General features: G+C 59.1%; 18 protein-coding genes and 1 tRNA gene. 4 read left to right on the top strand and 15 right to left on the bottom strand.

Annotated elements, in window-relative coordinates:
* Window position 1 precedes the first annotated feature (1 nt).
* The 10 genes from yjfF to pcsA all read right to left on the bottom strand — a co-directional run bounded on the left by yjfF (window position 2) and on the right by pcsA (window position 11,321).
* The gene (gene yjfF / locus BLX89_RS02515; protein WP_075289045.1) at window positions 2-970 is read right to left on the bottom strand and encodes a galactofuranose ABC transporter, permease protein YjfF; all 969 of its coding nucleotides are present in this window, start codon (window positions 968-970) and stop codon (window positions 2-4) included.
* Complete coding sequence (locus tag BLX89_RS02510; RefSeq protein ID WP_075289044.1) at window positions 967-1,992, bottom strand: ABC transporter permease; 1,026 nt, start codon at window positions 1,990-1,992, stop codon at window positions 967-969. Before BLX89_RS02510 ends, yjfF begins: the two co-directional genes overlap by 4 nt.
* Window positions 1,989-3,512, bottom strand: coding sequence for a galactofuranose ABC transporter, ATP-binding protein YtfR (gene ytfR / locus BLX89_RS02505; protein ID WP_075289043.1), 1,524 nt, complete (start codon window positions 3,510-3,512; stop codon window positions 1,989-1,991). The genes BLX89_RS02510 and ytfR overlap by 4 nt, the downstream gene beginning before the upstream one ends.
* Before the next feature lie 223 nt (window positions 3,513-3,735).
* On the bottom strand, window positions 3,736-4,698 hold the full coding sequence (gene ytfQ / locus BLX89_RS02500; protein WP_075289042.1) for a galactofuranose ABC transporter, galactofuranose-binding protein YtfQ: 963 nt from the start codon (window positions 4,696-4,698) through the stop codon (window positions 3,736-3,738).
* Window positions 4,699-4,880: 182 nt separating this feature from the next.
* Window positions 4,881-5,951, bottom strand: a complete 1,071-nt coding sequence (locus tag BLX89_RS02495; RefSeq protein ID WP_075289041.1) for a BMP family ABC transporter substrate-binding protein — start codon at window positions 5,949-5,951, stop codon at window positions 4,881-4,883.
* 38 nt (window positions 5,952-5,989) lie between these two features.
* Window positions 5,990-6,910, bottom strand: coding sequence for an ABC transporter permease (locus BLX89_RS02490; protein WP_075289040.1), 921 nt, complete (start codon window positions 6,908-6,910; stop codon window positions 5,990-5,992).
* Entirely contained in the window at window positions 6,910-8,001 is a 1,092-nt protein-coding gene (locus BLX89_RS02485; RefSeq protein WP_075289039.1) for an ABC transporter permease, read from the bottom strand. Before BLX89_RS02485 ends, BLX89_RS02490 begins: the two co-directional genes overlap by 1 nt.
* Complete coding sequence (locus tag BLX89_RS02480; protein ID WP_075289038.1) at window positions 7,991-9,562, bottom strand: ABC transporter ATP-binding protein; 1,572 nt, start codon at window positions 9,560-9,562, stop codon at window positions 7,991-7,993. The genes BLX89_RS02485 and BLX89_RS02480 overlap by 11 nt, the downstream gene beginning before the upstream one ends.
* A gap of 47 nt (window positions 9,563-9,609) precedes the next feature.
* The gene (locus BLX89_RS02475; RefSeq protein ID WP_075289037.1) at window positions 9,610-10,584 is read right to left on the bottom strand and encodes a quinone oxidoreductase family protein; all 975 of its coding nucleotides are present in this window, start codon (window positions 10,582-10,584) and stop codon (window positions 9,610-9,612) included.
* A gap of 11 nt (window positions 10,585-10,595) precedes the next feature.
* Window positions 10,596-11,321, bottom strand: coding sequence for a phosphatidylcholine synthase (gene pcsA, locus BLX89_RS02470; RefSeq protein WP_075289036.1), 726 nt, complete (start codon window positions 11,319-11,321; stop codon window positions 10,596-10,598).
* Window positions 11,322-11,578: 257 nt separating this feature from the next.
* Here pcsA and BLX89_RS02465 point away from each other — a divergent pair, with 257 nt between their 5' ends.
* Window positions 11,579-12,790, top strand: coding sequence for a UbiH/UbiF family hydroxylase (locus tag BLX89_RS02465; RefSeq protein WP_075289035.1), 1,212 nt, complete (start codon window positions 11,579-11,581; stop codon window positions 12,788-12,790).
* Here BLX89_RS02465 and BLX89_RS02460 read toward each other — a convergent pair.
* Together BLX89_RS02460 and BLX89_RS02455 are read right to left on the bottom strand one after the other, a co-directional pair.
* Entirely contained in the window at window positions 12,758-13,744 is a 987-nt protein-coding gene (locus tag BLX89_RS02460) for an AEC family transporter (protein WP_075289034.1), read from the bottom strand. The two genes, BLX89_RS02465 and BLX89_RS02460, sit on opposite strands and share 33 nt — an antisense overlap.
* A gap of 28 nt (window positions 13,745-13,772) precedes the next feature.
* Window positions 13,773-14,522: a cytochrome c biogenesis CcdA family protein gene (locus tag BLX89_RS02455; protein WP_075289033.1), complete on the bottom strand. Its 750-nt coding sequence runs from the start codon at window positions 14,520-14,522 to the stop codon at window positions 13,773-13,775.
* Between the two features lie 256 nt (window positions 14,523-14,778).
* Between BLX89_RS02455 and BLX89_RS02450 the strand changes: the two genes are divergently transcribed.
* A tRNA-Lys gene (locus BLX89_RS02450) sits at window positions 14,779-14,854 on the top strand.
* A 348-nt stretch (window positions 14,855-15,202) separates the two neighbouring features.
* On the opposite strand, the gene BLX89_RS02440 is transcribed toward BLX89_RS02450, so the two are convergent.
* Window positions 15,203-15,430 carry a helix-turn-helix domain-containing protein gene (locus tag BLX89_RS02440; protein WP_075289031.1) on the bottom strand — a complete coding sequence of 76 codons (228 nt, stop codon included), beginning with the start codon at window positions 15,428-15,430 and terminating at the stop codon, window positions 15,203-15,205.
* Window positions 15,431-15,578: 148 nt separating this feature from the next.
* Between BLX89_RS02440 and BLX89_RS24860 the strand changes: the two genes are divergently transcribed.
* Window positions 15,579-16,187 (top strand): hypothetical protein, encoded by a 609-nt coding sequence (locus BLX89_RS24860; protein ID WP_143523429.1) that lies wholly within the window; start codon window positions 15,579-15,581, stop codon window positions 16,185-16,187.
* Between the two features lie 678 nt (window positions 16,188-16,865).
* Here the strand turns inward: BLX89_RS24860 and BLX89_RS02430 are convergent.
* Window positions 16,866-17,267: a hypothetical protein gene (locus BLX89_RS02430; RefSeq protein WP_075289029.1), complete on the bottom strand. Its 402-nt coding sequence runs from the start codon at window positions 17,265-17,267 to the stop codon at window positions 16,866-16,868.
* Window positions 17,268-17,431: 164 nt separating this feature from the next.
* Window positions 17,432-17,830 carry a hypothetical protein gene (locus BLX89_RS02425; protein WP_143523427.1) on the bottom strand — a complete coding sequence of 133 codons (399 nt, stop codon included), beginning with the start codon at window positions 17,828-17,830 and terminating at the stop codon, window positions 17,432-17,434.
* 122 nt (window positions 17,831-17,952) lie between these two features.
* Here BLX89_RS02425 and BLX89_RS02420 point away from each other — a divergent pair, with 122 nt between their 5' ends.
* Complete coding sequence (locus BLX89_RS02420; RefSeq protein ID WP_075289027.1) at window positions 17,953-18,423, top strand: NAD(P)/FAD-dependent oxidoreductase; 471 nt, start codon at window positions 17,953-17,955, stop codon at window positions 18,421-18,423.
* Window positions 18,424-18,569 lie beyond the last annotated feature (146 nt).

Raw genomic sequence — 18,569 nt, 5'->3', positions numbered from 1 at the left:
CTCAGGCATAGCTTCTGCCTCGCCGCGACACGAACAGGATTCCCTTCTGCATCAGGATGAAGGCGAACAGCAAAGCGCCGATCAATATCTTCGTCCACCAGCTCGACAGAGAGCCGTCGAAGGTGATGTAGGTTTGAATAAGCCCCTGAATGAGAACGCCGATCAGTGTTCCTCCCACAAATCCGGCTCCCCCCGTCAGCAGCGTGCCTCCAATCACGACCGCAGCAATGGCATCCAGCTCGACCCCGACGGTCGCAAGCGAATATCCCGCTGACGTGTAAAGGGAATAAACGATTCCGGAAAGCCCCGCGAGGAAACCGGACAGCGCGTAGATCAGGATCGTTGTGCGCGCGACCGGAACACCCATCAGCGCCGCCGTCTGCGGCCCGCCACCGAGCGCATAGACATTTGTGCCGAAGCGGGTGCGCTGAGCGATGATGATGCCGACTGCGAAAACCAGCAGCATCAGGCCTCCGATCAGCGTTATCCGCCCACCACCGGGAAGCTTGTAATAGAAGCTCTTGAGCGTGCCGTAGAATTCATGTCGCACCGGGATCGAGTCGATCGACAGGACGAACGCCATGCCGCGCGCGAGAAACATGCCGGCCAGGGTAACGATGAAGGCGGGCATTTCGAGGTAGTGGATGATCGCGCCCATGATGGCGCCGAAGGCTGTCGTGATCAGCAGCGCCAGGACAAAGGCCAGCAAGGGATGAATGCTGGTGGTCTCCAGCATGACGGCAAGGAAAATGCCCGTGAAGGCGATGACCGAACCGATCGACAGGTCAATGCCGCCGGAGAGGATCACGAAGGTCATGCCAACCGCAGCGATACCGAGAAAGGCATTGTCCGTCAAAAGATTGCCGATCACGCGGGTCGACAGCATGTTCGGATACTGTAACGCGCACATCGCATAGGAGACGATGAAGATCAGGATCGTGGCGATGAGAGGAAGATACTTCTGGTTCATTGCGCCGTTTGCTCCACGTCACGCTTGCGCGCGGATTTAACAGTCAGGAAGGTCATGACGCCCTGCACTTTCGGTGACTGGATCACGAGAATGATGACGATGATCGCAGCCTTGATGATGAGGTTGAACTCCGGCGGGAAGCCCGAAAGCAGGATGCCGGTGTTGATCGCCTGAATGATCATGGCGCCGATCAGCGATGCGATGATGCTGAAGCGCCCGCCGAGAAGCGAGGTTCCACCGACCACGACCGCCAGAATGGCATCGAGCTCGAGCCAGAGACCGGCATTGTTGGCATCTGCCCCCTTGATATCGGCCGCCACGATGATACCGGCGATCGCAGCACAGAGGCCCGAAAGCATATAGGCAGCCATCAGCAGAACCGGCGTCCGAATACCTGAGAGCGTGCTTGCACGCCGGTTGATCCCGACCGCTTCGATCAAAAGCCCGAGCGCGGTTAGTCGCAGGAGAACGGCGACGGCTATGCCAAACAGCAGCCACGTCACCACCGGCATCGGCAGAGCGATAAACGAGCCGCTGCCGATGAAGATAAGGCCGGGATCGTTGAAGGTGAGGATCGCCCCTTCGGTGATCAGCTGCGCGATCCCCCGCCCTGCCACCATAAGGACAAGAGTAGCGACAATCGGCTGGATATTGAGAACGGAAACGAGAAACCCGTTCCAGACCCCGCAGATCAGGCCGACACCCAACGTCAGTATCAACGTCAACACAAGCGGATCGCCACGCACGCTGGATGACGCTGCAACGGCTCCGCAGATCGCCATCACGGCCCCGACCGAGAGATCGATACCTTTGGTGGCGATGACAACGGTCATGCCGACGGCAAGCAGCGCGACGGGTGCTCCCCGGTTCAAAACGTCGATCAGGCTTCCATAGAGCCGCCCGTTCTGGAATTCGATCGAGTAGAAACCCGGGAAAACCAGTCGGCAGAGGATGAGAATGATGATCAGGGCGATCAGCTGCGGCGCCAGCCGCCACGCAAGCCGTTGTGCGCTTTCGATCATTGGACTGCCTTTTCGCTGCCGCTGGCGGCAATTGCATTGACGATGTTCTGGGTGGTGATGGCGCCGCCGGTCAGCTCGGCAACATGCTCGCGGTCTCGCAGGACAAGAATGCGCGAACTGTAAGCCACAAGTTCCTCAAGCTCGGAGGAAATGACCAGCAGCGACATGCCCTGGGCGCACAAATCTTCGATCAGCCGGATGATTTCGGCATGGGCACCGACGTCGATGCCGCGTGTCGGTTCGTCGAGGATCAGGAATTGCGGATTGGTTGCCAACCAACGGGCCAGGATGGCCTTTTGCTGATTGCCGCCTGAAAGCAGCTTGATCGGTTTCTCCCGATCGGTCGTGCGAATGTCGAGTGCCTTGATATAGCGGTCGGCAAGCGCAATCTGCTCCGATCTCGAGAGCGGGCGAGCCCAGCCACGTCGCGCCTGAAGCGCAAGTGCGATGTTTTCGCGGATCGAAAGATCGCCGATGATCCCCTCAATCTTGCGATCCTCGGGGCAGAACCCGAAACCTTCATTGATGGCAGCACGCGGCGAATTCAGACTGACGGTCTTACCCGCCACGGTTGCCGTACCGCTATCGGGCTTGTCGACGCCGAAAAGCAGTTGCGCCGTCTCCGTGCGGCCCGACCCGAGCAGACCGGCAATGCCGACCACCTCCCCCTTACGAACCGAAAGATCGAAGGGCTTGATCTTGCCGGCCTTTCCATAGCCGTTAAACTCAAATCGAACATTGCCAGAATCCGGTTGGTGAGCCCGCAATTCCTTTTCCGCGTCCGCAAGCTCATGACCGAGCATCATCGTCACCAAATCCTTGCGCGGCAGAGACGCAGTTTCGCGCGTGCCAATGAATTGACCGTTGCGCAGCACCGTAATCCTGTCCGAAAGGGCGTAAACCTGCTCCAGAAAATGTGTGATGAAAACGACGCCCAAGCCCTTGGCCTTCAGCCCGCGGACGATGCGAAACAGCATCTCCACTTCCTGGGCATCAAGGCTGGCCGTTGGCTCGTCCAGGATGAGAACCTTGCCGGAGAGATCGACCGCGCGGGCAATGGCAACAACCTGCTGAACGGCGACGGAATAGCTGTCGAGCGAGCGTGAGACATTGATGTCCATGCCGTAGTTGGCAAGCAACGCCCTCGCCTGCCGGTTCATCTCGCGGGTGTTCACAAGACCGAAACGGCGCGGCTGGCGACCGAGAAACAGGTTTTCGGCAACGCTGAGGTTACCGAGGAGATTGACCTCCTGATAGACCGTCCCGATCCCGAGCGACTGGGCATCTAGCGGATCGCGCGGATCGATTTCGACACCGTCGAGGCGAAGAGACCCCTCATCGCGTCGGTAGGCACCGGTCATGCATTTGATAAGGGTGGATTTGCCAGCGCCGTTCTCGCCGAGGAGCGCGTGGACCTCGCCGCGGCGGAGCGAGAAATTGACGTGATCCAGTGCGATCGCGCCCGGAAATCGTTTGACTATGGCCGTGGCAGAGAGAATTTCGTCATTGCTTTGCATCATTCCGGCTTCCGCTGGCTGACCGCTCTGATTCAGCGATGGCACAGGTCGCCCCGGCAGCTCGCGGCACGCCGGAGAACAGGCACTAGGTTAATGATTGCTTACCATCTCAGATATCCGGCGGCATTGCCAGAGATCGACCACAGTAAACCATCAGGCCGAACGTGACGTTCGGCCCGACTGCCTGCGGTTGGAGCGCCGGCAAGCCAGCGCTCCATTGCAAACATCAGTAGCCGAGGCCCTTCTTGGCTTCGTAGACCTTCTGCGGATCGTCAGCCTGGGTGTACAGCTTGGACTCCGTCTGGATCCACTTCGGCGGCTCCGTCTTGTCCTTCAGATAAGCTTCGAGCGCATCTAGTGCCGGGCCAGCCATGTCAGGGGTCAGCTCGACTGTCGCATTGGCTTCGCCGGCAGCCATGGCCTGGAAGATATCCGGAACGGCGTCGATCGAGACGACGAGAATATCTGTACCCGGCTTCAGGCCAGCTTCCTTGATCGCCTGGATCGCACCAACGGCCATATCGTCGTTGTGAGCGTAGAGGGCGCAGATGTTCTTGCCGCCGTCTTCAGCCTTGAGGAAGCTTTCCATGACTTCCTTGCCCTTGGTGCGGGTAAAGTCACCGGTCTGGCTGCGGATGATCTTCAGGTTGTCGTGACCTTTCAGAGCTTCTTCAAAACCCTTTTTGCGGTCGATAGCCGGCGAAGAACCGGTGGTGCCCTGCAACTCGACGACGTTGCACGGCTTTCCGGCGACGGTATCGACCAGCCACTTGCCGGCGACGTTGCCTTCATGGACCAGGTCGGAGGTCACGGCCGTCAGGTAGAGGTCTTTCGACGAATCGACGGTACGGTCGAGCAGAATGACCGGGATTTCGGCATCCTTGGCTTCCGTCAGGACTTCATCCCAGCCGGTGGCGACAACCGGAGCAATCAGGATCGCGTCAACGCCCTGGGCGATGAACGAACGGATCGCCTTGATCTGGTTTTCCTGTTTCTGCTGAGCATCGGCGAACTTGAGGTCGATACCGCGCTTTTCGGCCTGCTGCTTGGTCAGAGTGGTTTCAGCGGCGCGCCAGCCGGACTCCGAACCGATCTGCGAAAAACCGATCGTAAGGTCGGCGGCAGAAGCGGAACCGAACATGCAGGCAGCAAGGATCGTGGCACTCGCAAGTGCAGTCTTGAATTTCATGATTTCCTCCCAAAGAAAGCTGCTCCTCAGCAGCACCGGTAAAAAATCATACTATATGATTTATGTAAACGGCTATTTGTGGCCGCCGCGAAATTTTTCTCACGTCACTACCGCAGCAAGCAGGACGAAAAAAGGGGCAGCCGTAAGCCGCCCCTTTCATATTTAGAATCAGTCAGATGCCGTTACTGCGGCAGCTTATCGTCAACGCCTTCGACGTAGAAGTTCATGCCGAGAAGCGTGCCGTCATCCGCAGATGCGCCAGCGGCCAGCCATTCGCTGCCGTCCTGCTTCTTGAGCGGGCCGGTAAACGGCTTCAGCTCGCCGGACTTGATCTTGGCTTCTGTTTCCTCGGCCATCTTCTTCACGTCGTCCGGCATGTTGGTGTAGGGCGCCATCGTCAGGATGCCATCCTTGAGGCCGTCCCAGCTCGATGTGGTTTCCCACTTGCCGTCGAGGAAAGCCTGGGTGCGCTTAATGTAGTAGGAGCCCCAGGTGTCGACGATCGCCGTCAGCTGAGTTTCCGGTCCAGCTTTGATCATGTCGGAGGCCTGACCGAAGGCCTTGATGCCACGCTCTGCAGCAACCTGCATCGGCGCCGTCGTGTCGGTGTGCTGCGTGATCACATCAACGCCCTGGTCGATCAGTGCCTTAGCGGCATCGGCTTCCTTGCCGGGGTCAAACCAGGTGTTGGCCCATACGACCTTGATCTTGAACTCCGGATTGACCGAACGCGCACCAATCAGGAACGAGTTGATGCCCATGACGACTTCCGGAATCGGGAAGGACGCGATGTAGCCGGCTTCGCCCTTCTGCGAGATCTTCGCAGCGATCTGGCCCTGAATGTAGCGGCCTTCGTAGAAGCGGCTGTTGTAGGTTGCGACGTTCGGCGCGCTCTTGTAGCCGGTCGCATGCTCGAACTTCACGTCCGGGAACTTTTCGGCGATCTTGATGGTCGCGTCCATGAAACCAAAGGACGTCGTGAAAATCACACCGCAACCTGAACGGGCGAGACGCTCGATTGCGCGCTCGGCATCCGGACCTTCCGGAACGTTTTCGAGGAACTGGGTTTCGATCTTGTCGCCAAGGGCCTTTTCCAGTTCCTGGCGACCGATGTCGTGAGCCTGCGTCCAGCCGCCGTCGGTCTTGGAGCCGACATAGACGAAGCAGATCTTGGCCTTGTCCTGGGCGCTGGCGGCAGCGGTGAAGCCGAGGACGGCTGCAGACGTTGCAAGAGCGAAAAGAAGCTTTTTCATTTTTACCCCTATGGTTTGGTTTTAAGAATTTTGTTGTTTTACCGATCTGGCACGAAGGATTTGCCAAGCGACGCCGGCGTGTTGATCAGCGTCGTGCGGCGGTTGTGCGAGATGATAATCAGTACCGCAACTGTCGCGAGATAGGGAAGAGCGGAAAGGAACTGTGACGGAATTCCGATGCCGAACGCCTGTGCATGCAGCTGGCTGATGGAGACCGCGCCGAAAAGATAACCGCCGACGACAACGCGCCACGGCCGCCACGAGGCGAACACCACAAGCGCCAGCGCGATCCATCCGCGACCGGCGGACATGTTTTCCACCCATTGCGGCGTATAGACGAGCGACAGCTGGGCGCCGGCAAGACCGGCGCAGGCACCGCCGAACATCACGGCCAGATAGCGCGTGCGGATAACGTTGATGCCGAGCGCGTGGGCCGACGAATGACTGTCCCCCACCGAACGCAGCATCAGGCCCTTGCGGGTCTTGAACAGGAACCAGTTCACTCCGATCACCAGCGCGATCGACAGATAAAAGATCATATCCTGCTTGAAGAGCAACGGCCCGAGCCAGGGAATATCCGACAGAAGCGGAAAGACGATCTGCGGCAGTTTCTCGCCGGATTGGCCGACATAGGCTTCTCCGATCATGCCGGAAACCCCAAGACCGAGGATCGTTAGGGCAAGACCTGTCGCCACCTGGTTTGCAACCAGAGTCAGGGTCAGGAAACCGAACAGCAGCGAAAACAGCGCGCCGGAAAGGATACCGGCGAGAATGCCGATATAAGGAGAGCCTGTGAGCTGCGTCGCCACGAAGGCGCAGGCTGCCCCCATGATCATCATGCCCTCGACACCCAGATTGAGCACGCCGGACCGCTCGGTCACGAGTTCGCCAAGAGCGGCGATCACGAGCGGGGTCGCGGCGGTGATGACAGTGAGAAGAATGGCTTCGACGATACCCATCAGTGCGTATCCTTCACGGTATCATTGAGGTCAGCCCAGACCATTCTGATCTTGAAGTGGAGCAGCGTGTCGCAGGAGAGCACAAAGAACAGCAGCAGCCCCTGGAAAACGCGTGTCACCTTGTCGGAAACCCCGAGCGACAGCTGCGCTGCCTCGCCGCCTAGATAGGTGAGCGCAAGAACAAGACCCGAAGCGACGATACCGAGCGGGTTCAGACGGCCGAGAAAGGCAACGATGATCGCGGTAAAACCGTAACCGGGCGAGATGACAGGACGCAGTTGCTGGATCGCACCGCTCACTTCCGAGATGCCGGCGAGACCCGCGAGCGCGCCGGAAAGCAGCATCGAAAACCAGATCATCTTGCGCGACGAGAAACCGGCAAACCGGCCTGCCCGCTCCGATTGGCCAAGAACGGTGATCTCGAAGCCCTTGAGCGTAAAGCGCATCATCAGCCAGACAAGGATCGCCGCGATGATGGCGAAGGCAAAACCCCAATGGGCGCGACCGGAGGCCAGCATTTCGGGCAGGATGGCTTCGGCGCCGAAGGTGCGCGTCTCGGGAAAATTCATACCGCCCGGATTGCGCCAGGGGCCGCGCACCAGCCAGTCTAGGAAAAGCTGTGCGACATAGACCAGCATCAGGCTGGTCAGGATTTCGTTTGTATTCATGTGGGCCTTGAGAAAGGCCGGAATGCCCGCAAACAGCGCGCCGCCCAGCATGCCCATGACCAGCATCAGTGGCAGCACCAAAGGCGACTGCCACTCGTAAAAGACGACCGGAATGATCGAACCCGCGATCGCGCCCATGATGAACTGGCCTTCGGCGCCGATATTCCAGTTGTTGGAGCGGTAGCAGACCGAAAGGCCGACAGCGATTAGGATCAGCGGTCCCGCCTTGATCGCCAGTTCATGCAGCGACCAGACCTCCATCAGCGGCTCGATGAAAAAGCTGTAAAGCGCATAGCCCGGGTCCTTGCCGAGCATTGCAAACATGATGGCCCCGGCAATCAGCGTCAGGATCAGCGCTATGAACGGAGAGAAGATGGAGAACAGCACCGAGACCTTCGGGCGCTTTTCAAGCTCAATGCGCATCAAGGCTCTCCGCCTGCTTGCCGACATGCATGCCGCCCATCAGCAACCCTATTTTCTCACGAGACAATTCCTTTGCCGGATAGGCATCGGAAAGACGTCCCTCGTTGATGACGGCGATTTCGGTGGCGACCTCGAAGATTTCGTCCAGATCCTGGCTGATCACCAGTACCGCTGAACCGGATTTCGCGAGATCGACGAGTGCCTGACGGATGCGGCTCGCAGCCCCCGCGTCCACGCCCCAGGTCGGCTGGTTGACGACGAGCACGGAAGGCTGCCGATCAAGCTCGCGACCAACGATAAATTTTTGCAGATTGCCGCCCGACAGCGACCCGGCAGCCGGGTCCTCACCGCTCTTACGCACATCCATGACTTCACAAATGCGTTTGGTTGCGCGTTTGACCGCATCCTGCCGGATAATGCCGAGCCTGCCCCCACCGATAAACGCCTTGCGGTCGGATTCGCTGCGGGCCAAAACGAGATTGTCCGAAAGTGGAAGGGCTGATACCGCTGCATGGCCATGGCGCTCTTCCGGCACGAAGCCGCTGCCTATCAACCGCCGGGCGTTGATGCCAAGGGTGCCGACAGGCTTCTGGCGCAATTGAATGGCACTCGCGTCGGCAACCGGATATTCGCCGGAAAGCGCGTCGAAAAGTTCGCTCTGCCCGTTGCCGGCAACACCTGCAATCGCCAGCACCTCGCCGCCGCGAACCTTCAGGCAGACATGCTTGAGCGACACGGCAAAGGGGGTTCTCGCCGCAGCCGAAAGATTGCGCGCTTCCAGCAGCACATCGCCGCGAACCCCGGTTCCTTCAGCAGACACATGCGCAACGTCGCTGCCGACCATCATGCGTGCCAGCGAGGCCGGTGTCTCCTGCCGCGGATCGCAGGCACCCGTCACCTTGCCGTGCCGCAGTACCGTGGCGCGGTCGCAGATGCGCTGCACTTCCTCAAGCCGGTGACTGATATAGAGAACCGAGCGCCCTTCGGATTTCAGCTTGGCGAGCGTCTCGAAAAGACGGTCCGCTTCCTGCGGCGTCAGAACCGATGTCGGTTCGTCGAGAATGATCAATTGCGGGTTCTGCAGCAGAGCGCGCACGATCTCGATGCGTTGGCGTTCTCCGACAGAAAGGTCGGCGACATGCGCTTTCGGATCGAGCGGCAAGCCATAACTACGAGACAGCGACGCCGCCTCATCCGAAATCTTCGCAAGCGAAACGCCCGGATCCATGGACAAAGCAATATTTTCGGCGACGGTCAGGGCTTCAAACAGCGAAAAATGCTGGAAAACCATTCCGATACCGAGTTTTCTTGCGGCATTGGGACTTGCGATACGCACAGGCTGGCCTTGCCAGAGGATACGCCCGCTGGTCGGTGCAAGCACGCCGAACAGCATCTTCACCAGTGTCGATTTACCGGCGCCGTTCTCTCCAAGCAATGCGTGGATTTCACCGGTCCTGATGGCGAGATCGATATGATCGCAGGCTGCGAAGGTGCCGAATACCTTTGTCAGCTTGTCGACGGCCAACAACGATCCGTCGACGGTTTCTTGCTCTCCCGCCACGCGCCCCTCATTTCTTGCTTATGCTGCTCCCGTGCCTTTGCGGCTTATCAGGGTATCAGCAAGGTCGTTCCACTCGTTTTTCTGGCTTCCAGATCCGTATGAGCCTGCGCGGCATCCGCCAGTGCATAGGTCTGGTTGATATTGATACGGACTTTGTTGCTGCGCACAATATCAAAAAGAGAATTTGCACATGCCTCCAGAGCCGGCCGGGTCGCAACGTAGGCAAAGAGCGTCGGTCGCGTTGCAAACAGCGAGCCTTTTTGCGCCAGCACCCCGATGCTAAAACTATCGACGGGGCCGGAGGAGTTTCCGAAGGAGACCCAAAGCCCGCGCGGGCGGATGCAATCCAGCGACGCGGGATAGGTATCCTTGCCGACCGAATCATAAACGACATCGACGCCCTTGCCGCCGGTGATCTCCCTGACGCGGCTGACGAAATCCTCGGTGCGATAGTTGATGACGTGATCGTAGCCATGGGCGAGCGCAAGATCGACCTTGTCTTGCGAACCGGCGGTTCCGATCACCGTTGCGCCAAGCGCCTTGGCCCACTGGCCGGCGATCAGGCCGACACCACCAGCGGCCGCATGAAAGAGCAATGTCGTTTCGGGTCCGACCTTGAACGTCTGATTCAGCAGGTACTGCGCCGTCATGCCCTTCAGCATCATCGCTGCCGCCGTTTCCAGCGGGATTTCATCCGGCACTTTCACGAGTTGGGATGCGTCGACGTTGCGCTCGCTGCTGTAAGCCCCGTCGGCGGACGCATAGGCAACACGATCGCCTATCGCCATATCGTTCACGCCATCGCCGACGGCGGTCACAATGCCGGCACCTTCCTTGCCCGGAATGAACGGCATGGCCGCAGACTTATAGAGGCCGGTGCGGAAATAGACGTCGATGAAATTCACGCCGATCGCGACCTGGCGAATCTGGACTTCGCCCGGCCCCGGGGCCGATGGCGTTACGCCTTCAAGCTTCAGGACATCCGGCCCGCCAAGAGCCCGAACGACAATAGCCTGAGCCATACCCTATCTCCTCAATTCCGTCCGAGGCTTGGAACAAGCTGGAGGATAAATCCAATCACATACAAATAGATACCCGATCCGACAACACCGGCAACCACCCAGCCGGGCGTATCGAAATGCAGAAGCAGCGCATACCCGCCCAGCACGGCCCAGACGGCAAAGACCGCCAGATTGAGCGGGCGCAGGCGCTGTACCCGCACCGGATGCAGAAAATTGATCGGCAGGAACGTCAGAAAGACCGAAACGAAGACGACGATGGATGCCGCCATTTCGCTGGCATCGATCACAAACAGGGTAAAAACAACCATGTTCCAGACGACAGGAAAACCGGAGAAGAAATATTCATCCGTCTTCATGCCCATGTCGGCATAATAAATGGCACTGGAAACCACGATCGCGCCGGCGGCAACAAAGGACCAGGGCTCGCCGATCATGCCGCTCTGATAGAGCGCAAAGGCCGGGAGCAAAACATAGGTCACGTAGTCGATGACATTATCGAGCGTATCGCCCGACCAGTTCGGCAGCACTTCCTTGACCCGCACCTTGCGGGCAATCGGGCCATCGATACCGTCAACCGCAAGCGCGAGCCCCAACCACCAAAACATATCGACAAAGCGATGCTCTGCAGCAGCGACCACGCCGAGGAAGGCCAGGAACGATCCGGAAGCGGTTAGGATATGGACGGAAAACGCACGAATTTCAGCGTAGGGCACGCGCTTGTAATTGAAAAACTTCATCGGCGGCGGCTACCTGTCCTTTTGTGCTTCTCCCGCAGATGCCAGATACAGGCTTCCCAACCTTGATCCGGCATTGCCGCCTTTTTCGGCGGTATCGGCTTAATATGCACCCTTTGCGCCGGGTCGCCAGTGAAAATCAACACTTGGCCGGCAATCCGCTGTGGACGCGAGGCGAGGGTTGCGTCACTGCGGCCCATTTATTTCGCCTCAATCCGCCGTTAAAAGCGGAATGAAGACGTCATCGAGGAGGCTTGGCCATGGAACATGTCGATATCGCAGTCGTGGGCGCCGGTCTCGCCGGCTCGCTCTCGGCAATCGCGCTGGCCGATTCGGGCCGTAGCGTTGCCCTCGTCTCGCCGGCCTCGGGCCACAGCGATGGCCGCACCACCGCGCTGATGGAACATTCCATCGGCTTCGTGCGGGATATCGGTCTCTGGGAAGCCCTGAAACCCAACACCGCCCCGCTCGCGACCATGCGCATCGTCGATGGGACGGATCGTCTTCTGCGTGCCCCTGTCGTTACCTTTCACGCCAGCGAGATCGGTCTTTCCGCGTTCGGCTACAACATTCCAAACGCCGCCTTCCTGACGCTGCTTGACGACGAAATTCGCAAGCGCGCCAACATCCGCCGCATGGAAACAACCCTTGAAGGCCTGTCCTTCAACGAAGACAAGGCAATCCTCGCACTTGGCGATGGCACTGCTTTTTCTGGCGATCTTGTCGTCGGCGCCGATGGCCGGCGCTCGAAAGTTCGAGATGCCGCGGGCATCGAAGTCCGCAGCTGGTCCTATCCGCAAACGGCCATCGTCCTGAATTTCTCCCACAGCCTGCCCCACCAGAATATCTCAACGGAGTTCCACACAGCCAGCGGGCCATTCACTCAAGTTCCACTGCCGGGCATGCGCTCCAGCCTCGTCTGGGTCCAGAAGCCGGCGGACGCGGAAAATACACTTGCCCTTTCGCCGGACGATCTTTCCCGGGCCGTCGAAGACCGGATGCAGTCCATGCTGGGCAAGGTTACGGTTGAAGGACGCGCGCAATCTTTCCCGCTTTCCGGCATGACCGCCCACGCCTTCGGCAAGGGCCGCGTCGTGTTGCTGGGGGAAGCCGCACATGCCTTTCCGCCGATAGGGGCACAGGGGCTCAACCTCAGCCTTCGCGACGCCATGACACTCATCGCCTTGCTCGGCGAGACCAAGGGGCATCCCCTGCCCGCGGATTTCGGCAATCGCTACGATCAGAAGCGCCGCCCCGACATCCTGAGCCGCACGGCAAGCGTCGATCTGCTCAATCGCTCGCTGCTCTCCGATTTTCTGCCGACGCAGCTTTTGCGCGCCGCGGGATTGCAGGTGCTTGCCAGCACCGGGCCGTTGCGCAGCATCGTGATGCGGGAGGGCCTGCATCCAGGCAGCGCATTGCGCGCCTTCGGTAATGGTTTACGGGAACGGATCAGCCGGCAGCGTGCCTGAGGCGATGAGGTAAAGCAGCACGGTTACCGTCGCGACAGATAAAACCGTGGTGACGAGAATCGTCGCGGATGCCCGTTCCTGCCAGACGCCATATTGCTGGGCGATGACGAAGACGTTTGTGGCTGTCGGTAGTGACGCCAGAAGCACGGCCGTTTGCACCCAGACCGGGTCAAAATTGCCGACGAAGCCAAGGGTCAGGTACATCAGCACCGGATGAAGGATAAGCTTTGCCGGCACGATGTAACCGAGCTCCACCGGAACCCGTTTCAGCGGCCGCAGCGCAAGCGTGACGCCCATGGCAAAGAGCGCGCAGGGCGCTGCCGCCTGCGCGAGATAGTCGATCAATCGCTGGATCGCCGCCGGCGGCTGGAAGGATAGCGCCGCCGCAAGCACACCCACCACCGTCGATATGATAAACGGATGCAGCAGGATTTTCCGGCCAACGGACAAGGCCAGCTCCCCGGCGCTGCCGCGCCCGTCTCCGGCAACGGCCATCAGGGCCGGCGCCATCATGAAATGCAGCGCGTTTTCGAAGCAGAAAATCAGGGCCACCGGCACGGCCGCCTTCTCTCCAAAGGCAATCAGCGCAAGGCCTGGCCCCATATAGCCGATGTTGCCATAGGCTGCGGCAAGCGCCTGGATGGTTGATTCGGCAATACCGTTGCGGCGCAGGAAAAGCCCGGCCGCAAAGATCAGCGCAAAGACCGTGTAGGTGCTCGCCATGGATGTTATCGCGAAGTCGAATCGGGTCAGCTCCTCGATCGGCGTCTTCGAAAGCAATTTGAAGAACAGAGCCGGCAGGGCGAGATAGATGATGAAGATGTTGAGCCAAGCCATGCCATCCGTGCCGCCGGACTGACTGGCCACGGCCTGCCTGCGGGCGAACTTCGCCGTCAGGTAGCCGAGGAAAATCAAGCCGAAAAAGGGAAGAACAAGTCCTGAAATTTCGGCCATGGCGTCATCTGCTCCGCCAGACCGACGCTCAGCCGATCTGCATCAGAATGGGGAAGGTTTCCTGAAACCAGATAGCAATCGAGCTGACAAGGCCAAACACGAAGGCAAGACCGGTCAAAACGAGCAGCACACCCATGATTTTCTCGACAAGACCCAGATGCCGGCGAAAGCGCGACAAAAAGCCCATGAAGGCGCCGGAAAAAGCGGCGGCGATCCAGAAGGGTATCGCCAGACCCAGCGAATAGACCGCAAGCAGCATCGCGCCATCGCCAACGGTTTCGCGTGCTGCGGCAACCCCAAGGATCGCGCCCAACACCGGTCCGATACAGGGCGTCCAGCCGAAAGCGAAGGCAAGTCCCATGATATAGGCGCCCGAAAGCGTGGCCGGCTTACCGCCGCTTTGAAAACGCGCTTCACGGGACAAAAGCCCTATGCGGAAAGCGCCGAGGAAGTGCAGCCCCATGATGATGATCACGATGCCGCCGATCTTGGAAAGCAGGTCCATATGCTGGCGAAGCAGAAGCCCGATGGACGAGGCCCCGGCTCCAAGTGCGACAAAAACCGTGGCGAAACCGAGCGTGAACAGGAAAGCGGCGCCAAAAACGGCGCGGCGCGTGGATGCGGTCGCAACACCGCCTTGCCCACCGCGAAACTGATCGACAGACACCCCAGCCATATAGCAGAGATAGGGGGGAACGAGCGGCAGGACACAGGGAGAAAGAAACGACAGGGCGCCGGCCAGAATGGCGGTCCACAGGGAAATATCGGCAATCGACACCAGTCAAACTCCGGCAGGCTCAGAACGAAGGCACCCAGGCCCAAGAGGTATCGCGAACCGCTTCGCCTGCGGACATGCAAGGCTAACGCGACGCCCGCTCACTTATCCGGATCGCGGTACCAAAACCAATCACCTTTTGGCGATCCCGAATGCGAATGCTGGATTTTCTGAGGCGTGCTGTTTTTTGGGTTGACCAAAACGAAGCGCATGTGCATATCTCCGCCCACTTCCGCCGGGCAGTAGAGGCCGGGCACGGGAGAGCGTAGCTCAGTCGGTAGAGCAACTGACTTTTAATCAGTAGGTCCAGGGTTCGAATCCCTGCGCTCTCACCAAAAACCTTCAATATTTACAACGCTGTAACGAAGGTAAATGGTGTAAAGCATTACCCAAGATTACCGAGATTTACGGCACACAGCGGGCTTTTAAGGCACATGCTCGGCACATGGCACATGGCTAGTGGTCGGCTTAGAGGTCAATCTCCAAGATGTAATGACTCGCGATAACGTGCAGACTCACTGAGAAAATGGTCGCGAGTGCCGCTAAGAACACCTCGCCGCCTGTAATCCCGCCTCTGTTTACAGACGTAAAGAACGGGGTGCCGGCTCCAACCGCGAAGACAGCGACCGCGATGCTGTTAAGATAGTTCGCCCGGAGTTTGATCTTTTCTTTTCGGCCGTCTGTCACTTTAGCCTCACTCCACCATCGATGAACTCGACACCGGCAGCCTCGAGGGCGGCCCGAACAGCCAAGACGTTGTTCGGCAATCCAGCGGCAACGCCGTCGCTGCCCTCCATGCGCTTTAGCGTTGGGACCGAGATGCGCGACGCATCAGCAAGCTCCTTCTGCCCTATTCCCAGGAGTGTGCGAGCGGCGGCGATCTGACGGCCGGATAGCGCAGAGTGATCCATCGGTATCAAAATTATCCAAATGCAGCGCAGCCGACTACGCTGCTGCGATGATTATCATCAAAGTTCTGCCAGATACGCCGCGCGGATACTCGCTTGACGACCTTCTGGCAGACATCGCGAAGGTGCGGCCAATGCTGGAGGCCGCCGCATGAACGCCCTGTCCCACTCAAAGTTCGCCATTCCGCTGGCCGATCTCATCCAAGCCGACATCGACTATTACGAAAAGTTTTTCCAAGCGGACGATCGGTTCGAAGACCTGTCTCGGTTCACCGGTCCACCGACACACGACGCGATCATGTCGTATCGCTGCACTACGCTTCGTGAGATTTGCGACAAGCTGCAGTGGATGACAGGCGATGGCGCCACGCTTCTCGGCGTAGGCCGGGGCAAGCCCCATCTCTACACCCACATCCCGCGCGGATGCATCTCCGATTGCCATGTCCAGAACGAGTGCCAACTTGCCGAGCCGGCGACGCAGGAATGCGATAAACATCACACCGTCCACCTGTCGAAGTGCCTCCGGTCCATGTTCTGCAGCAGCGGATATCTCGCCGGCGGGTTTTGGCTTTTTGATGCCGCCCACCCACTGTGGACCTGGAACAAGGCCATCAGCGCACCTCGTTGCCCGGACAGGCAGTCTTTCGAACGGAACCGAACCGTCGACACCAAAATCTTTCAGCACTTCACGTGCCTCTGCGACACCGAAGCGACCCGCCTTGTCTTTCTCGTCCGGCTCCACCCGTGGCAGAGGGACTGACCGCTTGATTATGGCCGGCACGTCCGAAATTGGTCTCTGGAGTGATATCGCAGCCAGCGGCGATTTTGCCCCTTTCAATGCGAGGTATGACCAGATCATCGCCTCCGATCGCTGGGGCTTCGCGCTACCCTTCTGACCGGCAGGCCTCTCGACCGGCTGCAGTGGTTTTCCCTTCGCCGTCTGACCCCACACCCGCAGCTTCCCGTCGCGGAATGTCAGATTACCGATTTGGAACTCCGTGCGCGCCGCGGATTTTACGACCGTTATCTCAGCATCCGCCGGCAAGTAGGTGTTCACGTTGCGCCCCGTGTGATGCCAGCGCTCCCTGCCTGTCACCGTCCATCCCACAGCGCGGAGCAGCTCAGCTTCGCTTGGCCGAATTTCTGTCTTAAGATCGGGTTCGTCCTCATTGGCCCCCGAAAGCGGTGGCGGCTCGCTTCCAGGAAAATTTAGATTGCGCCAATGCCTGAGGGCAAACGCGCGGGCCTCGTCTCCGCGATGCGCCAGGCGCTCGAGCGTCGGCCATGCCAGAACCTCGGATGCGGGTTTGTTGTCGTTGGCAGCCTTCGGGATGCTTTTGGGTTTTGCCTTGGGCTGTTTTGCCATCGGCGCAGACGCAGCAGCCAGAAGCGCCGAAAGTTGGGAAAGGTCATGATTATCCGGTTTCATCGGGCCTCCTTATTTCGTGAATTTTGGCTTGGGGTCGGGGATCGCGCGAATCGCTTCGCTAGCCATCGTCGGGACGCCGCCTTTTGCCTCGAATAGCAAAGCAGCTTTTTCGCGCGCTAAGTGGAACGCACCAACTCTAGCCTCTTCGGCAACGGTACGGGTGACGCAGAGTCCCAGAGCGTATTCAGCGTCGCGTCGAAGCTTCTCACATTCCACTTCCAGTTCGGCGATACGCAATTGCAGCGTTCCGATGTTCCGGTGCGCATCGGCCAAGTGGCGCTTGTAGTGGTCCGCCTTCGCCACCGGATTGCGCGGTGCAGTGCTGTCGGCTGCGGTCGTGAGTATTGCCTCCTTGGCAATTGCGGCCTCCCGTCGTGCAGATTGTTCGGCGGTTCGAATTCGATTGCTCATTATTCCTCCTTCAATTCGGGGATGGCGTTCCCAGACGCCTTCCCCTTCTTTAGAAGGGTAAATGCTGGTAACCTGGGAATACGTTTATTTTCAACGGGTTAGCCATTCCCAAGAATCTTGGGAACGCTGGGAACGGGAATGCGAAAACGTTTCTTTTCAACGACTTAACGTTCCCATTCCCATAGGAACGGCCATTCCCAATAATGCGTGGGAACGGTCCCGGGAACGCTATCGAGGCGTTCCGGATGCGAAATTGCCGAGGCCGATAGCGAACTGTCCACAGGCACATCCAGCCATTTGGCTGTCTTTTCTCCCCTCGCCGCGGCCCTGACTATCTCGCCTCTATCGAGTGCCTCTCCGGCCAAAGCATCCAGGCGTCCTTTTGCAATTCCGCGCAGTTTAACCGGAAGCCGCTCCCGCATCTCGAAAAGACCGCTCGCACCCGTCTTGGTGAAGGGAGCACCAGCGGCGGCTGCAGCTTCGACGGCAATAACAAGTGCAGTTCTCAGATCATCCTGCGCCGGTGCCGTTGGGCCAAGGCCACTGGTTCTATCAATGAGCAAGCCACTGTCACTGCGGGCATACGTGCTGAGAATCCTGCGGGCCGCACCGTTGGCCTTGACAACGCCGCCGAGGACAATCTTGTTCGGCTGAGCCCCTGCCCCCATCCCTGCGCGACAGTATCATGCCATCACAGTCGGCGGTTTACGAACTCTCCTGGGGCGTGATCTATTACCGCATGGACGATGCCGGTCGCCTCATCATGGGCGGTCGCGGCCCGCAGCGTGATGCGGCCGGCCAGAGCGACTACCGCCATCTCGTTCGCCATGCCCTGAAACTCTGGCCGCAATTGAAAACCGTTTCCTGGCCCTGGCATTGGTACGGCCAGGTCGCCGTGACACAGGACCACCTGCCCCATCTCACAGAGCCGGAACAAGGTCTGCACCTGATGGTCGGCTACAACGGCCGGGGAATAGCGATGGCCACCGTGGCGGGACGGGAGATTGCCATCCGCATCGCCTCCAACCGATCGGCGGCGATTGCGCTGCCGGTCCAGGATGACCTGCAGCCCTTTCCATTTCATCGGTTCTGGCGGATCGGTGCCGAAATGACGATTTTGCGGCACAGGATCGCAGACCGCCTGAGAGGTCGCTGACGGCTCTTCAAATTGACAAGAGGGCTGTTTTCATCCGGCCACGATCGGAGTAGTGCTTCATCAGGCAGGAGATCGAGAAGCGCCAATGGGCTATGAAAGCGGTGTCATATATTTGTGGTGCATGTCGGCGGTTGTCGCAGCCTTTC

Origin of the sequence: Pararhizobium arenae (assembly GCF_001931685.1) — a bacterium.
Classification (GTDB): domain Bacteria; phylum Pseudomonadota; class Alphaproteobacteria; order Rhizobiales; family Rhizobiaceae; genus Pararhizobium; species Pararhizobium arenae.
Note: the sequence above shows the minus strand (reverse complement) of the source record. Positions and strands in the feature narration are given on the sequence as shown.

What these genes read in the sequence shown, in the direction of transcription:
- yjfF (WP_075289045.1), bottom strand. Translation starts at nt 970, where the DNA reads ATGAACCAGAAGTATCTTCCTCTCATCGCCACGATCCTGATCTTCATC.
- BLX89_RS02510 (WP_075289044.1), bottom strand. Translation starts at nt 1,992, where the DNA reads ATGATCGAAAGCGCACAACGGCTTGCGTGGCGGCTGGCGCCGCAGCTG.
- ytfR (WP_075289043.1), bottom strand. Translation starts at nt 3,512, where the DNA reads ATGATGCAAAGCAATGACGAAATTCTCTCTGCCACGGCCATAGTCAAA.
- ytfQ (WP_075289042.1), bottom strand. Translation starts at nt 4,698, where the DNA reads ATGAAATTCAAGACTGCACTTGCGAGTGCCACGATCCTTGCTGCCTGC.
- BLX89_RS02495 (WP_075289041.1), bottom strand. Translation starts at nt 5,951, where the DNA reads ATGAAAAAGCTTCTTTTCGCTCTTGCAACGTCTGCAGCCGTCCTCGGC.
- BLX89_RS02490 (WP_075289040.1), bottom strand. Translation starts at nt 6,910, where the DNA reads ATGGGTATCGTCGAAGCCATTCTTCTCACTGTCATCACCGCCGCGACC.
- BLX89_RS02485 (WP_075289039.1), bottom strand. Translation starts at nt 8,001, where the DNA reads ATGCGCATTGAGCTTGAAAAGCGCCCGAAGGTCTCGGTGCTGTTCTCC.
- BLX89_RS02475 (WP_075289037.1), bottom strand. Translation starts at nt 10,584, where the DNA reads ATGGCTCAGGCTATTGTCGTTCGGGCTCTTGGCGGGCCGGATGTCCTG.
- pcsA (WP_075289036.1), bottom strand. Translation starts at nt 11,321, where the DNA reads ATGAAGTTTTTCAATTACAAGCGCGTGCCCTACGCTGAAATTCGTGCG.
- BLX89_RS02465 (WP_075289035.1), top strand. Translation starts at nt 11,579, where the DNA reads ATGGAACATGTCGATATCGCAGTCGTGGGCGCCGGTCTCGCCGGCTCG.
- BLX89_RS02460 (WP_075289034.1), bottom strand. Translation starts at nt 13,744, where the DNA reads ATGGCCGAAATTTCAGGACTTGTTCTTCCCTTTTTCGGCTTGATTTTC.
- BLX89_RS02440 (WP_075289031.1), bottom strand. Translation starts at nt 15,430, where the DNA reads ATGGATCACTCTGCGCTATCCGGCCGTCAGATCGCCGCCGCTCGCACA.
- BLX89_RS24860 (WP_143523429.1), top strand. Translation starts at nt 15,579, where the DNA reads ATGAACGCCCTGTCCCACTCAAAGTTCGCCATTCCGCTGGCCGATCTC.
- BLX89_RS02430 (WP_075289029.1), bottom strand. Translation starts at nt 17,267, where the DNA reads ATGAGCAATCGAATTCGAACCGCCGAACAATCTGCACGACGGGAGGCC.
- BLX89_RS02420 (WP_075289027.1), top strand. Translation starts at nt 17,953, where the DNA reads ATGCCATCACAGTCGGCGGTTTACGAACTCTCCTGGGGCGTGATCTAT.